This window comes from Kitasatospora sp. NPDC088861 (assembly GCF_044750105.1).
Classification (GTDB): Bacteria; Actinomycetota; Actinomycetes; order Streptomycetales; family Streptomycetaceae; genus Kitasatospora.
Genome location: NZ_JBIVJF010000013.1, coordinates 159,939 through 176,095, shown reverse-complemented (window position 1 = coordinate 176,095; position 16,157 = coordinate 159,939). Strand labels below are relative to the sequence as shown.

Genomic DNA, 16,157 nt, shown 5'->3' with positions numbered 1-16,157 from the left:
GCCGCCGCTCCTCCTCCGGGCCGCCTGGCCGCCGCGCCGCCGAACCGTCGCGGCCCGCTCAGCCCGGCAGCCGCAGGCGGAACAGCGCCCCGCCGCCGGGGGCGGCCTCGGCGGTGAGGGTGGCGCCGTGCGCGTGGGCGATCTGCCGCGCCATGGCGAGCCCGAGCCCGGAGCCGGGCAGGGCGCGGGCGGCGGAGGCCCGGTAGAAGCGGTCGAAGACGTACGGCAGGTCCTCGGGCGCGATGCCGGGGCCGTGGTCGCGGACGGTCAGTTCCAGCCCGGCGGTGAGCCGGACCTCGACCGTGGCGCCCGGCGGGCTGAACTTGGCCGCGTTGTCGAGGAGGTTGGAGACCAGCCGGGCCAGCCGGGCCGGCACGCCGGGGACGGTGCGCTCTGCGGCGCCGTGGCCCGCGGCACCCTCCGCGTCGTCGTCGAGGGTGAAGGCGATCGCCGGCCAGTGGCCGCGCGCGGTGTCGACGCAGTGCCCGACGAGCCGGCCGACCGCGACCTGTTCGAGCAGCGGCTGCGGCTCCTCGTCGCGGGCCAGCTCGATGAGGTCGTTCACCATCCCGGTCACCTCGCGCAGCTGGCGGTGCAGCGCGGACGCCGCCCGCTCCCGCTGTCCCTCGGTCAACCGGTCGGCGCGGGCCAGCAGTTCGGCGTTGGTGCGCAGCGCCGTCAGCGGGGTGCGCAGCTCGTGCGAGGCGTCGGCGACGAGCCTGCGCTGGGCGGCCACGGACTGCTCGAGTTCGCCCAGCATGGTGTTGAAGCTGCCCGCCAGCCTGGTCAGTTCGTCCTCGCGGCGCCCGGGCGGCAGTTCGATCCGCAGCCCCGCGTCCCGGGTGTCGGCGATCCGTTCGGCGGTGCGGGTCAGCCGGGCGACCGGGGCGAGGGCGGTGCGGGCCACGGTGCGCCCGAGTACGGCGGCCAGCAGCAGGCCCGCCGCCGCGACGGCCGCCATCAGCGCGCCGGCCTGCCGCACTCCCTCCTGGACGCTGTCGGCGCGCAGCGCGACCTGGACGGCCTGCCGGGCGCCGGGCGGCGCCGCGATCATCGGTGTGGTGAGCATCCGGGCCGGGTGGCCGCCGATGGTGAGGTCGGTGAAGTAGCCGGCCCGCTGCCGGTCGGCGACCTGGCGGGTGGTCGGCGTGACGGGCAGCAGGTACGGCTCGTTCGGCGCCTTGCCGGGGTCGGCGGAGACGATCTGGGCGCAGGCCGGGGCGGCCAGGAAGTTGCACTCGCCGTAGACGACCTGCGGCCCCTGGTCGCGGTGCTGCTGCTGCACCAGGGTGGCCTGCTGGGTGAGGTGCTGGTCGAGCTGGTGGTTGAGCTCGTAGCGGACGATGCTGAACGCGGCCGCGCTGATCCCGAGCGCCACCACGGCGACCGCTGCCGTGCAGGCGAGGGCCAGCCGGGTGCGCAGCGGGCGCCGGCGCCGCCAGCGCGCGTGCGCCCTCAAGCCCGGTCCAGCCGGTAGCCGACCCCGTGCACCGTGTGCACCAGCCGGGGTTCGCCGCCGGCCTCCAGCTTGCGGCGCAGGTAGCCGACGTAGACGGCGAGGGAGTTGGAGTCGGGGCCGAAGTCGGCGCCCCACACCCGCTCCATGATCACCTCGCGCGGGAGCACCTGGCCGGGGTGGCGCAGCAGCACCTCCAGCAGCGCGAACTCGGTGCGCGAGAACTCCACCGGCCGTCCGGCCCTGCTCCCGGTCCGGGTGGCCGGGTCGACCTCCAGGTCGGCGAAGCGGTAGCCGGGCTCCTCGGCGGCCGGGGCGGTGCGCCGCAGCAGGGCGCGCAGCCGGGCGGTCAGCTCGTCCAGGGCGAACGGCTTGACCAGGTAGTCGTCGGCTCCCGCGTCGAGGCCGTCGACGCGGTCGCTCACCGAGTCGCGCGCGGTCAGCACCAGGATCGGGAGCCGGTCGCCCAGGGCCCGCAGCCGGCGGCAGACGGCCAGCCCGTCGAGCACGGGCATCATCAGGTCGAGGACCATCGCGTCGGGCTGCCAGCCGGACACCTCGTTCAGCGCCGCCAGCCCGTCGGCGGCGCCGCGCACCTGGTAGCCCTCGACGGCCAGCCCGTCCTCGACGGCGGCCCGCACCTCCGGATCGTCGTCGACGACCAGCACTCTCTGCCCGTTGCTCATGCGGACAACCCTCTCAGAACGAATCTGAGAAGCCTCTTAGCTCGTCCTCGCGGCGGCCACGGGGTCCTCTGCCGGGCGTTGCCACCTCTGTGCCGCCGGTCGCGCCTGGGCGCGTCCGTCGTCCTCGCCCCGCAGAACGACTCTGAGAAGTCTCTTAGGCGGCCTCAGCAAGCTCGACGGCATGCGGACAGAACACGGCAACCACGGCAACCATGCCAACCACGATCCGGCCCGCCCCCTGTCGGTGGTGATCGGCGCCGGCGGCACCGGCGGACACATCTACCCGGGCCTCGCGCTGGCCGAGGCGCTGCGCAGAGCCGACCCGCGGGCCGTGATCTCCTTCGTCGGCACCGAACGCGGACTGGAGACCACCCTCATCCCGCAGGCCGGCTACCGGCTGCACACCGTCGACATGATCCCCTTCGACGCCTCCCTCGGCGCGCGCCGCTACCTGCTGCCCGCGGCGCTGCTGCGCTCCGGCCGGGACTGCCGGGAGATCCTGCGGGCCCAGGGCGCGCAGGTCGCGGTCGGCATGGGCGGCTACCCGAGCGCGCCGGTGATCGTCGGTGCCAAGATGGCCGGGCTGCCGAGCGTGGTGCACGAGTCGAACGCGGTGCCCGGGCGGGCCAACCGCTTCGCCGCCCGGCTCACCCCGCACATCGCGCTCGCCTTCGACCGCACCCGCGAGCACCTGCCCGCCGGCCGCTCGGCGCAGACCGTCGGGATGCCGCTGGTCGGCGCCGTCGCCCAGCTCGACCGGGCGGCGCTGCGGGCCGAGGCCCGTCGGCACTTCGCCGTCCCGGAGGGCGTCCGGCTGCTGGTCTTCAACGGCGGCAGCCTCGGCGCCGCCCGCCTGACCGCGGCCGCCGTCGAACTGGCCGGACGCTGGCGCCACCGCACCGACCGGCGGCTGCTGATCAAGACCGGCCCGGCCGCGCTGGCACAGGTCCGGGCCGCGCTGGACGGCAACCCGGTGGCGCACGCCGTCGCCTACCTGGACCGGATGGACCTCGCCTACGCGGCCGCCGACCTCATGGTGTGCCGGGCCGGCGCGGCCACCGTCGCCGAACTCTCCAGCCTCCGGATGCCCGCCGTGCTGGTGCCTTACCCGCACGCGCCGCACGACCACCAGACCCACAACGCGCGCGTCCTCTCCGACGCCGGCGCCGGCCTGCTGCTGCCGGACGGCGAGTGCACCGGCGAACGGCTGGCCGCCCTGGTGGAACCGCTGCTCGCCGACCCGGCCCGGCTCGCCGCGATGGCGCAGGCCGCCGAACCGGGCGACCACGCGCGCGCCGCCGACCTGCTGGCCGCCAAGGTGCTGCGCGTCATCGGCCGGACCCCGGCGCCCGCGCCGCCCGCCGTCCCGGCCCCCCTCCCCGGCCCGTACGACCGCTGACCGCCGACCACCTGACCGCCGACCACCTGACTGCTGACCGCCGACCACCCGCCCCGAACCACCGGAGGACCACCATGAACCGCCCCGCCCACCCGAACACCCCCGCCGCCCACCAGGACTGGACCGGCCGGACCGTCCTGGTCACCGGCGCCGAAGGCTTCATCGGCAGCACCCTCGTCGACCTGCTGGTCGCCCGCGGCGCCCGCGTCCGGGCCCTGGTCCACTACAAGCCGTACGCCGAGCGCGGATACCTCGCCCACTACCTGGCCGACCCCGACAGCCCCGTCGAGATGCTCGCCGGAGACGTCCGCGACGCCGGCCGGGTCCTGGACGCCGTCGCCGGCTGCGACACCGTCTTCCACCTCGCCGCGCTCATCGGCATCCCCTACAGCTACCAGGCCCCCGAGGCCTACGTGCAGACCAACGTCGTGGGCACCCAGAACGTCGCCGCCGCCTGCCTGCGGCACGGCGCCCGCCTGGTGCACACGTCCACCAGCGAGGTGTACGGGACCGCGATCACCGCACCCATCGACGAGCACCACCCGCTCCAGCCGCAGTCCCCGTACTCCGCCTCGAAGATCGGCGCGGACATGATGGCACTCTCCTACTGGCACGCCTTCGAACTGCCGGTCGCCGTCGTCCGCCCGTTCAACACCTACGGCCCGCGCCAGTCCGCCCGCGCCGTCATCCCCACCATCCTGGCCCAACTCCACTCCGGTGCACGGGAGATCAGGCTCGGCTCGACCACCCCCACCCGGGACTTCACCTACGCCACCGACACCGCGGAGGGCTTCCTGGCCATCGCCCGCGCCGACCGCACGCTCGGCGAGACCGTCAACCTCGGCACCGGCAGCGAGGTGTCCATCGGCGACCTGGCCAAGGCCCTGATCGTCGCCTCCGGCCGGGACGCCGACATCGTCGTCGACCCGACCCGGCTGCGCCCCGGCGGCAGCGAGGTCGAACGGCTGCTCTCCGACAACCGCAAGGCGCGCGACCTGGCCGGCTGGCAGCCCCGGGTCGGCCTGGACGAGGGCCTGCGCCACACCTCCGACTGGGTCGCCGAACACCTGCACCTCCTCGCCCCGGACCGCTACCAGGTCTGACGCCGCCACTTTGCGGCCAACTTCCCCCTGGGGAAGGGGCCTTGGTGCCGGAGCCCACCCGTCGGCTCCGGCGCCAAGCCCCACCACCGGCGCCGACCCAACGACCCCGGAAACCGGCACCTCAAGGACCGCCGCGCGTTCGATGAACGTGCCGCCTTCCCTCAGGTGTTGGCTGCCGACACTGATCGTGCGGTGAAAGGGTGTCCTACACTGCGAGCGCCGGCACGGACCGCGATGGGAGAAGGTGAGTGGACATCGACGTCCATGGATTGATGTCGTTGTCGGCCCAGCAACGCTACCGGCTGCTCGCCGACCGACTGAACGCCTACCGGCTATGGGCGTACGAAGACCTCTTCCCCGCAGCGTTCGCCGACGCCGTCGACATCATCCACGCACGTGGCGAGCAGCACCTCGATGCCCAGCGGTTCGTCGACCACACGTTCATCAACCTGATCACCAGACCCGGCGACCTGGTGGCCTTGTGCCGGCGAATCCCTGCCGCGCACCTGCGTCTGGCGGTTGTCGAGGCCTACGTCCGTCATCCTCTGGTCCCGCCCGACGTTCTGGCCGCCATGGGTGCCTCGGGTGAGGTGTATCGGGAGCTTCCGCCCGGGGGCTGGGCCGAGGTGCCGATGCTCCTGCACGCGTCCGCCAGGCTCAGTGCCGAGCCGAGCCGCCGTTTCGAGCTCCATGAGCTGGTTCCGTTCGGTACCGTCCACGATCGGTCGTGTGCCCGGTCGGTTCTTCACTCGGCTCTGGAAGCGGACCAGCTCACCGACCGGGCGCGCGCAGCCGTGCTGAGTCCGGGCGGTGCCGAGATACCCGCGCCCGCCTTCCACGACGGCCAACGAGCGCAGGTGGTGCTCGATGACCGTAACCGCACCCCCCACTGCGGCACCGTCCGGGACAAGATCTGGCACCACAGGGATCAGCAGTGGTACTTCTTCCTGCGCGACGACTCCGGGCGCAGGATCAGCAAGCGGTACTCCGCCGCGGACCTGCAAGCCCGCTGCGTCTGACAGCCGGCCCACGGCTCGGGTGGCTCGGCCACACTCACCGTGTCCGTTCGGGGTGGCGAGCGGGGCGTTGGAGTGCTGTCGCAGGACACGGGGGACGGGTGTCGGCTCCGTCGCCCGATGGCTCCGGGGGATCGGCCGTTCCCTCCCGCGCTCGTCACCGGACGCGCGTGGATCGTCTGCCGCCGGGGCACCCGCCCCTCGAAGCCCTCGCATCCGATGGCCTGCGAGCAGCGAACCACCGGGCGGCGGAATCAGCTGGTTCGTTCCTTCGGGTTCACCGTGCAGAAATACACGCGGTTGGTCTGCTTGTCGAAGTAGAAGCTCCCCGTGTACTGGGTCTGTGTGACCGACTTGTCGAAGGCCTCACTGTGGAGCCACACCGTCGTGTCCCCGACCTTGGGTGCGATCTCCTGCGGGACACCGCACCCGATGGAGCCCTCCCGCCACGTCCCGCTGCCCGTGATCGCCGTCAGCGTCGCCGGATCGACCTGCGCCACCCCGTCCAGGCTCACGTCGGTCGGACCGGGAATCTCCGGCACCGAGTTCTTCGTCAGCACCCGGCCGACCCACTTCGTCGCGGACAGCTCGCCCAGCTGCGGGAAGCGACGCTTCAACGGCTCGACGTCCGTCCGCACCTGCGCCGGGGTCGTCGCGGCGGCGGTCAGGCGGCGGTCCTCACCTTGCCCGGCGGAGCTCGTCTCCGGTGCCGACGTGCAGCCAGAAGCGAGTAGCGCTGCGGCGGGGATCACCAGCAGGTTCCGAGCGCTGCCCGTTCGCGGCTTCACCTTCACCGGCGTACGTTTCACGGGTTCGTCCCTGACCTTCTCGGTTGAACGTCTCTGCACAGTCCTTTTGCCACGTCAGAATGGGCATCAGAGCGGGTCGATGCGGGCCTTGAGCAGGCAGAACTCATTGCCTTCGGGGTCGGTCAGGACATGCCACTGCTCCTGCCCGGTCTGGCCGATGTCGGCCGGGCGCGCGCCGAGCGCCAGAAGGCGTTCGAGCTCGGCGTCCTGATCGCGGTCGGTGGGATTCACGTCGATGTGCAGGCGGGACTTGCCCTTCTCGGGCTCGTCCCGACGGCTGAGGAAGATCGTCGGCTGCGCACCGCCGAACCCTTCGCGCGGCCCGATCTCCATCGAGCCGTCGTCCTCGCGACCGAGTACGACGAAGTCCAGGACCTCGCACCAGAACCGTGCCAGCACCTCGGGGTCGCGGCAACCGAGCACCAGCTCACCGATACGACACGCCATGACGAATACCTGCTCTCAGCCGGGGAACCGCCGGGGAGACCGCATGCGAACCGCACGGGCTCCCGGCAGCGAAAACAACCCCGCGACCGTACCGGACGAGGCGAGCGCGGTCGACATGATTTCCGGGCCGACACCGGGCCGACGCCGGGCCGACGCGGGGCCGGCGGCATCGGGCCCGAAGCCGGAGCGGGCTCAGGACAGCATGTTGATCCGGTACTGCATGATCCGGTAGTTCGTCGGGTCGTACCACTGGCTGACGACGATGTGGAAGTTGCCGAACGTCGAGCCGGGGATGACGAAACCGCCGTACGGGCTGGCGACGAGGTTGGCGACCTCCTGGCCCGGGGCGCAGGGGAGGATCATGGCCTGCTCCAGCGTCGTGGTCAGGTCCGAGGTCGGAAGGGCGAAGACCATCGCCCTGATCGACAACTGGTCCATGTTCAGCCACGTGAGGACGTACTTGCCGTCCATCGCGCGGAAGCACATCTCGCCCCACTTGCGGGTGCCGAAGACGGTCGTCGGGGCGGGCGCGTTCCACCGCCACCCGCCGTCGGCGTAGCCCCACGGCTCGTAGGCGTCCGGATTGCCGAGGCTCTCCTTCCGTACCCGGTGCAGCAGCATTCCCGATTCCACGTCGCGGTTGAAGACCGTGGACAGGACGTAGCAGTAGCCGTCGTCGGCCACGGCGTACGTCTTCTGCTGGAACTGGCCGCCGTACAGGTCGCCCGGCCACTGGCACAGGTACTGCCAGGTCTCACCGTTGTCGGTGGAGCGCCAGAAGTCGGTGTGGTGGGTGTCGTAGATGACGCCGCGCATGAGGTGCATGTACATCACGCCGTCGACGACGAACACGTCGGACGGGATCGCCGTCGTGGCCTTGTCGCCGACCGGGTTGTGCGGCTCGTCGACCAGGCTGTTGGCGTGGCTGCCGCCGACGCTGCCGTCGATGCGCAGGTTGTTCAGGTCGGCGCTGCTGGAGCGCAGACCGACCGGGGCACGCCAGTCGGCGGCGCCCACCTGGGCGCCGTCGAAGGTGTCGCCGCAGACGAAGAGCATGGTGCCGTCCGGACACAGCACCGGGATGCCGAGGTCGGTCCACGGCGAGGCGAACGGCCCGGTCTCGACCGGTCCGCTGAGGTTCTTCACCTTGGTCGCGACCGTCGGGCTCGGAGGGTCGTTCGGGCCGCCGGCGACCGCCGCTGGGGCACCCGAGCCGATGGCCCCCGCCCCCACGGCGACGCCGATGCCGATCTTGAGGAGCTTCCGGCGGGAGGGCCCGCCGGCCGTCGCGTCGGTCCCGCCCGATGAGCCCGATGAGAGTGTCATTTCTGTCGATGGCCTTTCCGAGTCGACGAATTCCCGTGGCTCCGAACGGATCGCGCACCTCGGCGGCGACGGGTCGCCACCGAGGCTACGGCGCCCCGTCGCCCTCCCGTCGACCGGTGGGCAAACCTTCACCCAAATTGGCTATGCCACACGGAAGTTCCGCATCCGGACGTGGACCAGCCGACGGGAGGTGGGGCCGAACGTCCACAGCCGGACGGCCCGCCCACCACCGGCCGCTCCGTGACCCGATCCCGGACGATCCCGGACGGGCGCGGTGAGCAGCAAGTGCTCTCCCGGGCGCAGGTTTCGATCGATCAGCGCGTGCGTGCCGTTTCACGCCCCCTGATCGAGACGCGAGCATCACATATCGTATGCGTATCGCTACCGTTGGAATATGACGCACTCTCAAGTCCGCAGTCTCCTCGTTCGTGGGGTCGTGGCCTTCGTGCTCCTGGCTGCGCCCCTCGGGGCGCGGGCCGCAGCCGCGCCCAGTACGGGTGAGGACGCGCGGCCCGCCATCAGAAACCTGGCCCGCGGTGACCGCGACCTGCTGCAGCAGGCGGTGGACGCCCAACTCGCCGCGAGCAAGGACGGTAAGCAGACCGCCGCCAACGAGATCACGTACCCGGACGGGGCGGTGGTGGTCCTGCCGCTGCCGGGCGAGGCGCAGGCTCCGCCGTGGAGCGGGGACCACCACCGTCGGTCCGCCAGGGGCGCGGACTGGAAGAAGTGCCCGGCCCCGACCAGCGAACCCTCCTACTACTGCTTCTACGCCGACAAGAACTGGGGCGGTAGGAGGCTGCAGTTCAACCTCTTCCACGAGGACAGGCCGGTGTACTTCGCCGACTACGGGTTCCGCGACCAGACCAGCAGCTGGGTCAACACCGCCCGCGGCCTGGAGGTGATCGTGGACAACGACCCGGGCGACGGCCAGTGGCAGATGCTCTGGAAGGAGCCGCCGGAGTCCCTGTCCGCGTCGGTCGGCTTCGACAACATGGCCGACCGTTTCTGGGCCGTTCGTCAGTAGCCCTACCGCGCGCCGGCTGAGCTCGTGGCCCCGACCGGCTACTCGGCTACGCCACCGGCCCCGGCTTGTAGTCCGAGGGGAGCGTGTGGACGAACTCCCGCGGGTCGGAGTGCGACTGTTCCATCCAGACGGGCACGCTGCGGTAGCCGAGGGCGTAGAGGTTCCGCTTGGGGTCCCATGTGTTGGAGGCGAGGATCGAGGCACGCTTCTTCGCCATGTGGGCGTCCGGGATGTCGAGGACGTAGGAGGAGGCGGCGTCGCTGCATGCCTTGTGCGTGCGGTTCCCGTCGAGTCGGCCCGCGGCGAACTTGTGCGAGGCGCCCGGGTACTGCTTGGCGAGCGAGCGGACCTTGGCGATGACCTTCTGCACGAAGCCGTCGAAGTCGCCGTTCGCCTCGTCGGAGAGGTCGAAGTTGATGACCTTGTCGACGCCCAGGGCCTTGGCGGAGAGCTTGAACTCGGCCGTACGGCCGACGACGACCTCAGGGGTCGGCCAGGTCTCGGCCCAGCCGAGGGGGTGGTAGTGCCCAGGGGCGGAGCAGTTGTTGCCCAGGCTCTGGCATGCGCCCTGATTCATGTACTGGGCGAGCCCGCCGTTCTCGCCCCGGGTCACCAGCACGAGACCGGTCGCCCGGAGGCCTTGTGCTCCAGGATCGAACCGGCGAGCCCGATCGCCTCGTCGTCCTGGTGCGGCGAGTCGAAGATCGCGGGAGCCGTCGCCGCGTGGGCGCCAGGCGCGGCCAGTGCTGGCCGGTTCCTTCCGCATCACAGCAGCCGGCGGCCCCGCCGCGGATCGCGCACCGGCAGCGGCGCTTCGATCACCGCCCACTGGGCGTCCGCCCACGACGAGTCATAGGAAGGTCTGCACGAAGGGACACACATGGCGGTGATCTTCGCGGACACCCCGCCGCGAAGATCGCCGCCAGCGCATCACGCCACGATGTTGATCGGTTACCGAACACTTTCCGAGGCGGGAGGGGAGATCGTGCCCGCGGTGACCGGCTCCGGCGTGACCGTGATGTAGGTCGGGGCCGGAGCGGTCTCCCGGGCGCGGGCCGTGTACCAGCCGGCGCCGAACGCGAGGATTCCGATCAGGAGGCCTGCGAGGACCATGGTGACGTACTGCTGTTTCATGGCCCCAAGGGTAGAGCGCCCGTGGTCAACTCCCGTGCCGCCACGGCATGATGGCCACCTCTCGCGTCAAGCGTGGTTGACGCGAGAGGTGGCCATCATGCCGTGGGAGGGAGGAAGGTCACTGTCCGAAGCCGTGTGACCGGGCGATCCGGCGAACCTACGCGGTCAGCGCCGCCGCCCCTGCGGCCGGTTCGAGGTCGCCCGGAGTCCACGAGCGCCGGAACTCCCCGATGGTGGCCCGGAGTACGGCTATCAGCGCCAGCAGCATCAGCGCGCCGTGGGCCGGCATCGACAGGTACGGCGACACGCTGGGGGCGATGAACTTGAGGTAACTGCCGAAGGACGACAGCTGGACCAGGACCGGCACGTACCAGAGCCGCCGGGGCAGCTGGAAGGCGATGATCACGCTGATCACGTCCGCGACGTAGAAGTAGCGCTCGTGCATGGACGGCAGCAGGAACGGCACCGCGATCGCGAAGACGGCGGCCAGCAGCAGGATCCCCGTGTCCGTGAGCTCGGGCCGCCCCTCCCGTACCGCCGGTGCCTCCCGCCCGTCCCTGGCCTTCAGCGCCGCCGCCCCGCCGGCGCGGTGGATGGCCCAGACCGCCAGCCCGATCAGCACCAGCACCAGCGCGCCCGCGACCAGCACACCTGCGTGCCGTACGGCGTCCTGCTCCTCGAACGGCACCGAGACGAACTGGTAGACCGACGGCGCGTTGAGCGTGAGGTCCTTGTACGTGTCCGGCTGCCGGGCGTACACCGTCAGCAGCTGCCAGGGGTCGGAGCCGAGCAGGACGGCGGGGATGTCGAGCGCCACGTACACCGCCGGAAGGGCCAGCAGGCTTCGCCACGGGATCCGTCGCGCCAGCACCAGGACGAGCAGGAGCGGGAACAGGAAGACCGCCTGGAGCTTGAACGCCAGCGCGATCCCGAAGAACGAGCAGGCCCACCACGGCCGGTCGCGCAGGATGTGGTAGACGCCGCCGACCAGGAAGGTCGTGAAGATCGCGTCGGCCTGGCCCCACCAGCCGCTGTTGGTCACGACCGTGGGGAGGAAGAGGACGATCACCGCCGCGCCGAGGGCCCGCCAGGGCTGCTGCGGCGACCGCAGGGAGACGATGCGGAACGTGTAGTACGCCAGTGCCAGGTCGAACAGGATCGAGACGCACTTGATACCCGTCAGCGCGGCCACCGGAAGGTAGGTGAGCGCGGCCATCAGGTACAGGTAGGGGACGTTGTAGTCCGAGAAGCCGGTGCCGCTGAGAGCGTGGAACCCGCCGTTGTTCGCGATGTACTGGTACCAGGGCCCGAGGAAGTAGTAGAAGTCCGTCGACTCGTTGTCCAGCATCAGGATGCGGACCGAGAGTGCGGCCATCACCGCCGCCATCGCGGCCAGAATCAGGACCGTCGGGTCGGCCGTGCTCTGACGCGGCTCCTCGGCGGTTATCTCGGACATCGGTCTCCATTCGGGTCGGCGGTGCGGTGGGCCGGCCGGGGTGCGTGTCGTGGGTCGGACGGCGAGGCCGGTACCGCGGCCCTCCGCGGGGGAGCCCCGTCCGCAGGCGGCAGCCGGACCCGAAAGCCCTCTGTGCCCCACCCCTTGGTCCGCCCCCGTGGCCCGTTCCCGTGATCCGTTCCCGTGAGCCGGCCCCGACGGTGGCATCCGGCGGGTGGTGCGCGAACGGGCGGATCCGCCCCCGGCCGATCATAGGCGCCCGTGTCCACGGGCACTCTGCTGGCCCCGGATCGTCAGGACACGGAGAAGAGCCGACCCGGGCGGCACGGACGACACCGGCCCCGGGGCGGACCCTTCGACGCCGGCCCACAGCGCCTGCGGCCGCCGATCCTCCTACTGCTACTCCGCAGAAGTCGGTGGAGGGGTGTTGAGCTGGGCCGCGTATTCGTCGGTGAGGATGCTGCAGGTGCACCAGTCGCTTGTGCACGGGGCGCCGGCCTCGGCGCCGTAGGGGCCGAGACCGGCCATGAGGTGGAGTACCTCCGTGCGCTCCGGCGCGGAGAGAACGGGGAGCGTCGCAGAAGGCGGCGACTGCTGCCAGACGGCCGGATCATCGGCCACGTCACCGATGACCCGTGCGTCGATGAACAAGGTGTAGAGGGGATGCTCGGGAAAGTCGTTGAGTCGCAGGACCCACCAGTGCCCTTCGACCCGGGCCGCGTAGTAGAAGACACCTGTGCCGGTGCCGCGCCACGTGGCCCCCGGGGGCAGCGCAGGGAGAGGAATCATGCCCGCGTCGTCCGGGCTGCCGTGTCGAACGGGGGCGGACCGGCGGGGTCGCCCGGGTGCACACCGCAGGCGCAGCCGAGTGCCTCTTCGGGGGAACCGGTGGGCAGTCCGGTGGTGAAGCACCGGCACCACGGAGGCTGGGGCTCCTGGGTGGGCAATTCGGCTGCTACGTAGGCGAATCCGGCTCGGAGGCGGACCGTGACGGCGTTCACGTGGGGCCGGCGTTCACGGGCGTGGCCCTTCAGGCACCGACGCAGGTGGTGCTGCATCGATTTCGGTGGGTTCTTCGGCACGGGCCCATCCTGCCGGGTGCGGCGTCGGCCCGCCATGGCCGTCGGCTGTGAGTGATGGCCATGGGGTGGGGCGGTGCTTGCGGCCGTGCTCAAAAGGCAGGTTCGCGAGAGTCGGACGGGATACACGTGGCTGCCGGGGCTCCGTGCGGGTCGTCCGAGCTGCTCAGGGGCGGCCGAGGGCGCGGAAGGTCCAGCCGGCCGCACGCCAGCGAGCGGCGTCGAGGGTGCCGCGGGCGTCGATGACCTGGGGGACGGCGACGTGTCGGGCGAGGTCGGCCGGGTCGGCGTCGGAGTACTGGGGCCAGTCGGTCAGGTGCAGCAGCAGTTCGGCGCCGGTGACGGCCTGGGTGGGGTCGTCGGCGTAGTCGAGCCGGGGGTAGGCCCTGCGGGCGTTGTCCATGGCGGCGGGGTCGTGGACGGTGACCTCGGCGCCGGCCCGCTGGAGGGCGTCGGCGACGGCCAGGGCCGGGGAGTCGCGGATGTCGTCGGTGTGGGCCTTGAACGCGGCGCCCCAGACCGCGATCCGCTGGCCGGTCACGGCGTTGCCGAGGACTTCGCGGGCGAGTTCGACGGTGTGCTCGCGCCGGCGCCGGTTGATCGCCGCGACCTGGCGGAGCAGGCCGGTGTCGGCGCCGAGCTCTTCGGCGCGGTAGGTGAACCCGGCCAGGTCCTTGGGCAGGCAGCCGCCGCCGAACCCGAGGCCGGGCCGCATGCCCTCGGCGCCGATCCGGTGGTCGTAGCCCAGGGCGAGGACGATCTGCCGGACGTCGGCGCCGGCCAGCTCGCAGAGCTCGGCCATCGCGTTGATGAAAGAGATCTTGGTGGCGAGGAAGGCGTTCGCGGCGCCCTTGATCAGCTCGGCCGTCGCGATGCCGGTGACGATCAGCGGGGAGCCGGCGGCCAGGATGTCGGCGTAGACCTGCCGGAAGGCTGCCTCGCTGCCGGTGTCACCGTCCTCGACGCCGAGCACGATCCGGTTCGGCTCCAGGGTGTCCAGGAGGGCGAACGACTCGCGCAGGAACTCCGGCGACCAGGCCAGGCCGACGCTCACCCCGGCGCGGAGGTGCTCGTCCAGGGTCTGCCGCAGCTCTGCGGCCGTGCCGACCGGGACGGTCGATTTGCCGATGATGACCGCGCCGTCGCCGAGCCGGGGGGCCAGGCGCCGGACGGCGGTGTGGAGGTGGGTGAGGTCGTAGGCGCCGCTGCCGTCCCGCTGCGGGGTGCCGACGCCCAGGAAGTGGACGTCGGCGAAGTCGGCGGCCTCCGCGTAGGAGGCGGTGAAACGGAGCCGTCCGGTGGCGGTGTGCTCGGCGAGCAGGTCGTCCAGGCCGCGCTCGACGAACGGGGCCTGGCCCTTGTTCAGCGCGTCGACCTTGTCGGTGTCGGTGTCCATGCCGAGGACCTGGTGGCCGAGCTCGGCCATCGCGGCGGCGTGGGTCGCGCCGAGGTAGCCGCAGCCGATCACGGTGAGTTTCACGAACGTGTCCTTCCGAAGGGGCGGGCGGCGTCCGCGCCGGCCGGTCCTGCGATTCCGCGCATCCGGTTGTCACCCCTGAGCGTGAATCGGTGGTGGCCCCGACGGGAGGAGGTTTCCGCAGGTCCCGGCGGAGGCCCGGAGCACCAGGCAACCGCCTGGCAGCCGGTGCGGGGAGGGCTCGCAGGGGGGCTCACACATCGTGCATCCGATTCACCATGAGCGACGGATGCCCTACCTTCGGTGATCCGGCCTCGGGTGCCGGACACGCGACTTCTCGTGGCCGGCCGCGTACGACTTCCCCGTGCCCGTGCGGGGACCGACTGAGGGGGACGTTGTGGCGCCGACCACCCGCCGGACCAAGCCGCCGAACGACGCACTGGCCCGGATGATCGACAAGTGCGAGGGCGCCAGCCACAAATCGCTGGCCCACCGGGTGAACCAGCTCGCCCACGAAGCCGGGCTGACCACGACCTACACGCACACCTCCGTTGTGAACTGGACGGCGCGCGGCATGGTGCCGGACTGGCCCGTGCCGAAGCTGCTGGCCCGGGCGATCGGCGAGCGGCTCGGCCGGCCCGTGGAACTCGGCGAGATCGGTATGGCCGATGCCGGGACACCGGACGCCGCGATGGGGTGGGATTTCCCGAGGGACCCCGCCGAGGCCGTGCGCACGGCCACTTCGTTCTGGAGCAGCGTGAACCGCCGAGACTTCCTCACCGGTGCGGGCTTCGCCGTCTCCGCGTTCACCACCCCGGTCACCCGCTGGCTGGTCACCCCCGCCGACGACACCGCCGCCCACCGCGGCCGCGGCCGGGTCGGCGCCGCCGACCTCGCCGAACTGCGGGACGCCGCAGACGACGCCCGGCGCTGGGACTCCAGATACGGCGGCGGGAACTGGAAGGCCGACTCCGTCACCGCCTGCCTCCGGGAACGCGAGGTCCCGCTCCTGAACGGCTCCTTCGGCGACGAGGTCGGCCGCCAACTGTTCTCCGCGACGGCCGAGTTGTCCCGCCTGGCGGGCTGGACCGCCTTCGACGTCGGCCAACACGAGGTCGCTCAACGGCACTTCATCCAGGCCCTCCGCCTGGCCCGGGCCGGCGGCGACGTCCAGCTCGGCTGCTATGTCCTGACCACGATGGCCATGCAGACCCTGCTGAGGGGATTCGCCGGCGAGGCCATCGACATGACCCAGGGCGCCTTCGAGCGGGCCAAGGGCCGGGCAGCCCCCAGGGTGCTCGCGTTCACCAAGCTCATCGAGGCCCGGGCCCACGCCCGGGACGGCGACGCCCGGGCCGCCTCCGCCGCGCTCGCCGCCTCCGAGAGCCTGCTCGACCAGGCCCGCGACGGCGCCGAGGAGCCGGCGTGGATCGACTTCTACCACCACGCGCGGCTCTCGGCCGACGCCGCCGAGATCTTCCGCGACCTGAAGCACCCCGAGGCCGCCCTCGCGTGGAACGCGCAGGCCGCCGCCATGCCGCCCGGGGTGTTCACCCGCTCGGTCGGGATGCGGCTGGCCATCGTCGGAACCGCCCACCTCCAGAGCAAGGACCTGGACCAGGGCCTCGCGCTCGGCCACCAGGCCGTCGACATCCTCGCCCGTGTCCAGTCCAGCCGGGCCAAGGACTACGTCCGCGAGTTCAACACCGCGCTCACCCCTTGGCGTCGCGAGCCGCGGGTCGTCGAGTTCCTCCGGCGGACCGGCAGGGAACTCGGCGTCGCGGCATAGGGCGAGAGGCCGC

15 protein-coding genes are annotated in these 16,157 nt (G+C 71.8%); 5 read left to right on the top strand and 10 right to left on the bottom strand.

Annotated features, from left to right (window positions below; translation table 11 throughout):
- Positions 1–58: 58 nt before the first annotated feature.
- Both ACIP37_RS22615 and ACIP37_RS22610 read right to left on the bottom strand, forming a co-directional pair.
- Entirely contained in the window at positions 59–1,459 is a 1,401-nt protein-coding gene (locus ACIP37_RS22615) for a sensor histidine kinase (RefSeq protein ID WP_400844365.1), read from the bottom strand.
- A complete protein-coding gene (locus ACIP37_RS22610) occupies positions 1,456–2,142 on the bottom strand; it encodes a response regulator transcription factor (RefSeq protein ID WP_400844362.1) in 687 nt (228 codons plus the stop codon). The genes ACIP37_RS22615 and ACIP37_RS22610 overlap by 4 nt, the downstream gene beginning before the upstream one ends.
- A 181-nt stretch (positions 2,143–2,323) precedes the next feature.
- Here ACIP37_RS22610 and ACIP37_RS22605 point away from each other — a divergent pair, with 181 nt between their 5' ends.
- The 3 genes from ACIP37_RS22605 (at position 2,324) to ACIP37_RS22595 (ending at position 5,663) form a co-directional block, all read left to right on the top strand.
- Positions 2,324–3,541 carry a UDP-N-acetylglucosamine--N-acetylmuramyl-(pentapeptide) pyrophosphoryl-undecaprenol N-acetylglucosamine transferase gene (locus ACIP37_RS22605; RefSeq protein WP_400844359.1) on the top strand — a complete coding sequence of 406 codons (1,218 nt, stop codon included), beginning with the start codon at positions 2,324–2,326 and terminating at the stop codon, positions 3,539–3,541.
- A gap of 74 nt (positions 3,542–3,615) precedes the next feature.
- Positions 3,616–4,644, top strand: a complete 1,029-nt coding sequence (locus tag ACIP37_RS22600) for an SDR family NAD(P)-dependent oxidoreductase (protein WP_363622064.1) — start codon at positions 3,616–3,618, stop codon at positions 4,642–4,644.
- 248 nt (positions 4,645–4,892) lie between these two features.
- Complete coding sequence (locus ACIP37_RS22595; protein ID WP_400844356.1) at positions 4,893–5,663, top strand: hypothetical protein; 771 nt, start codon at positions 4,893–4,895, stop codon at positions 5,661–5,663.
- 251 nt (positions 5,664–5,914) lie between these two features.
- On the opposite strand, the gene ACIP37_RS22590 is transcribed toward ACIP37_RS22595, so the two are convergent.
- From ACIP37_RS22590 to ACIP37_RS22580, 3 genes are all read right to left on the bottom strand, one after another.
- Positions 5,915–6,469, bottom strand: a complete 555-nt coding sequence (locus tag ACIP37_RS22590) for a hypothetical protein (protein ID WP_400809380.1) — start codon at positions 6,467–6,469, stop codon at positions 5,915–5,917.
- Between the two features lie 66 nt (positions 6,470–6,535).
- Entirely contained in the window at positions 6,536–6,916 is a 381-nt protein-coding gene (locus ACIP37_RS22585; RefSeq protein ID WP_363581071.1) for a VOC family protein, read from the bottom strand.
- Between the two features lie 192 nt (positions 6,917–7,108).
- The gene (locus ACIP37_RS22580; protein ID WP_400809377.1) at positions 7,109–8,242 is read right to left on the bottom strand and encodes a DUF4185 domain-containing protein; all 1,134 of its coding nucleotides are present in this window, start codon (positions 8,240–8,242) and stop codon (positions 7,109–7,111) included.
- A 394-nt stretch (positions 8,243–8,636) separates the two neighbouring features.
- On the opposite strand from ACIP37_RS22580, the gene ACIP37_RS22575 reads away from it, so the two are divergent.
- Positions 8,637–9,269, top strand: coding sequence for a peptidase inhibitor family I36 protein (locus ACIP37_RS22575; RefSeq protein ID WP_363622059.1), 633 nt, complete (start codon positions 8,637–8,639; stop codon positions 9,267–9,269).
- 46 nt (positions 9,270–9,315) lie between these two features.
- Here the strand turns inward: ACIP37_RS22575 and ACIP37_RS22570 are convergent, their stop codons facing one another.
- The 5 genes from ACIP37_RS22570 to ACIP37_RS22550 form a co-directional block, all read right to left on the bottom strand.
- Complete coding sequence (locus ACIP37_RS22570) at positions 9,316–9,888, bottom strand: hypothetical protein (protein ID WP_400809375.1); 573 nt, start codon at positions 9,886–9,888, stop codon at positions 9,316–9,318.
- Positions 9,889–10,220: 332 nt separating this feature from the next.
- Positions 10,221–10,403 carry a hypothetical protein gene (locus tag ACIP37_RS22565; protein ID WP_363581077.1) on the bottom strand — a complete coding sequence of 61 codons (183 nt, stop codon included), beginning with the start codon at positions 10,401–10,403 and terminating at the stop codon, positions 10,221–10,223.
- Positions 10,404–10,560: 157 nt separating this feature from the next.
- Entirely contained in the window at positions 10,561–11,859 is a 1,299-nt protein-coding gene (locus tag ACIP37_RS22560; RefSeq protein ID WP_400809373.1) for a glycosyltransferase 87 family protein, read from the bottom strand.
- A 399-nt stretch (positions 11,860–12,258) separates the two neighbouring features.
- Positions 12,259–12,648 carry a hypothetical protein gene (locus ACIP37_RS22555; RefSeq protein ID WP_363630863.1) on the bottom strand — a complete coding sequence of 130 codons (390 nt, stop codon included), beginning with the start codon at positions 12,646–12,648 and terminating at the stop codon, positions 12,259–12,261.
- Positions 12,649–13,104: 456 nt separating this feature from the next.
- On the bottom strand, positions 13,105–14,418 hold the full coding sequence (locus tag ACIP37_RS22550) for a UDP-glucose dehydrogenase family protein (protein WP_400809370.1): 1,314 nt from the start codon (positions 14,416–14,418) through the stop codon (positions 13,105–13,107).
- Between the two features lie 334 nt (positions 14,419–14,752).
- Here ACIP37_RS22550 and ACIP37_RS22545 point away from each other — a divergent pair, with 334 nt between their 5' ends.
- The gene (locus ACIP37_RS22545; RefSeq protein ID WP_400809368.1) at positions 14,753–16,144 is read left to right on the top strand and encodes a sporulation protein; all 1,392 of its coding nucleotides are present in this window, start codon (positions 14,753–14,755) and stop codon (positions 16,142–16,144) included.
- Positions 16,145–16,157 lie beyond the last annotated feature (13 nt).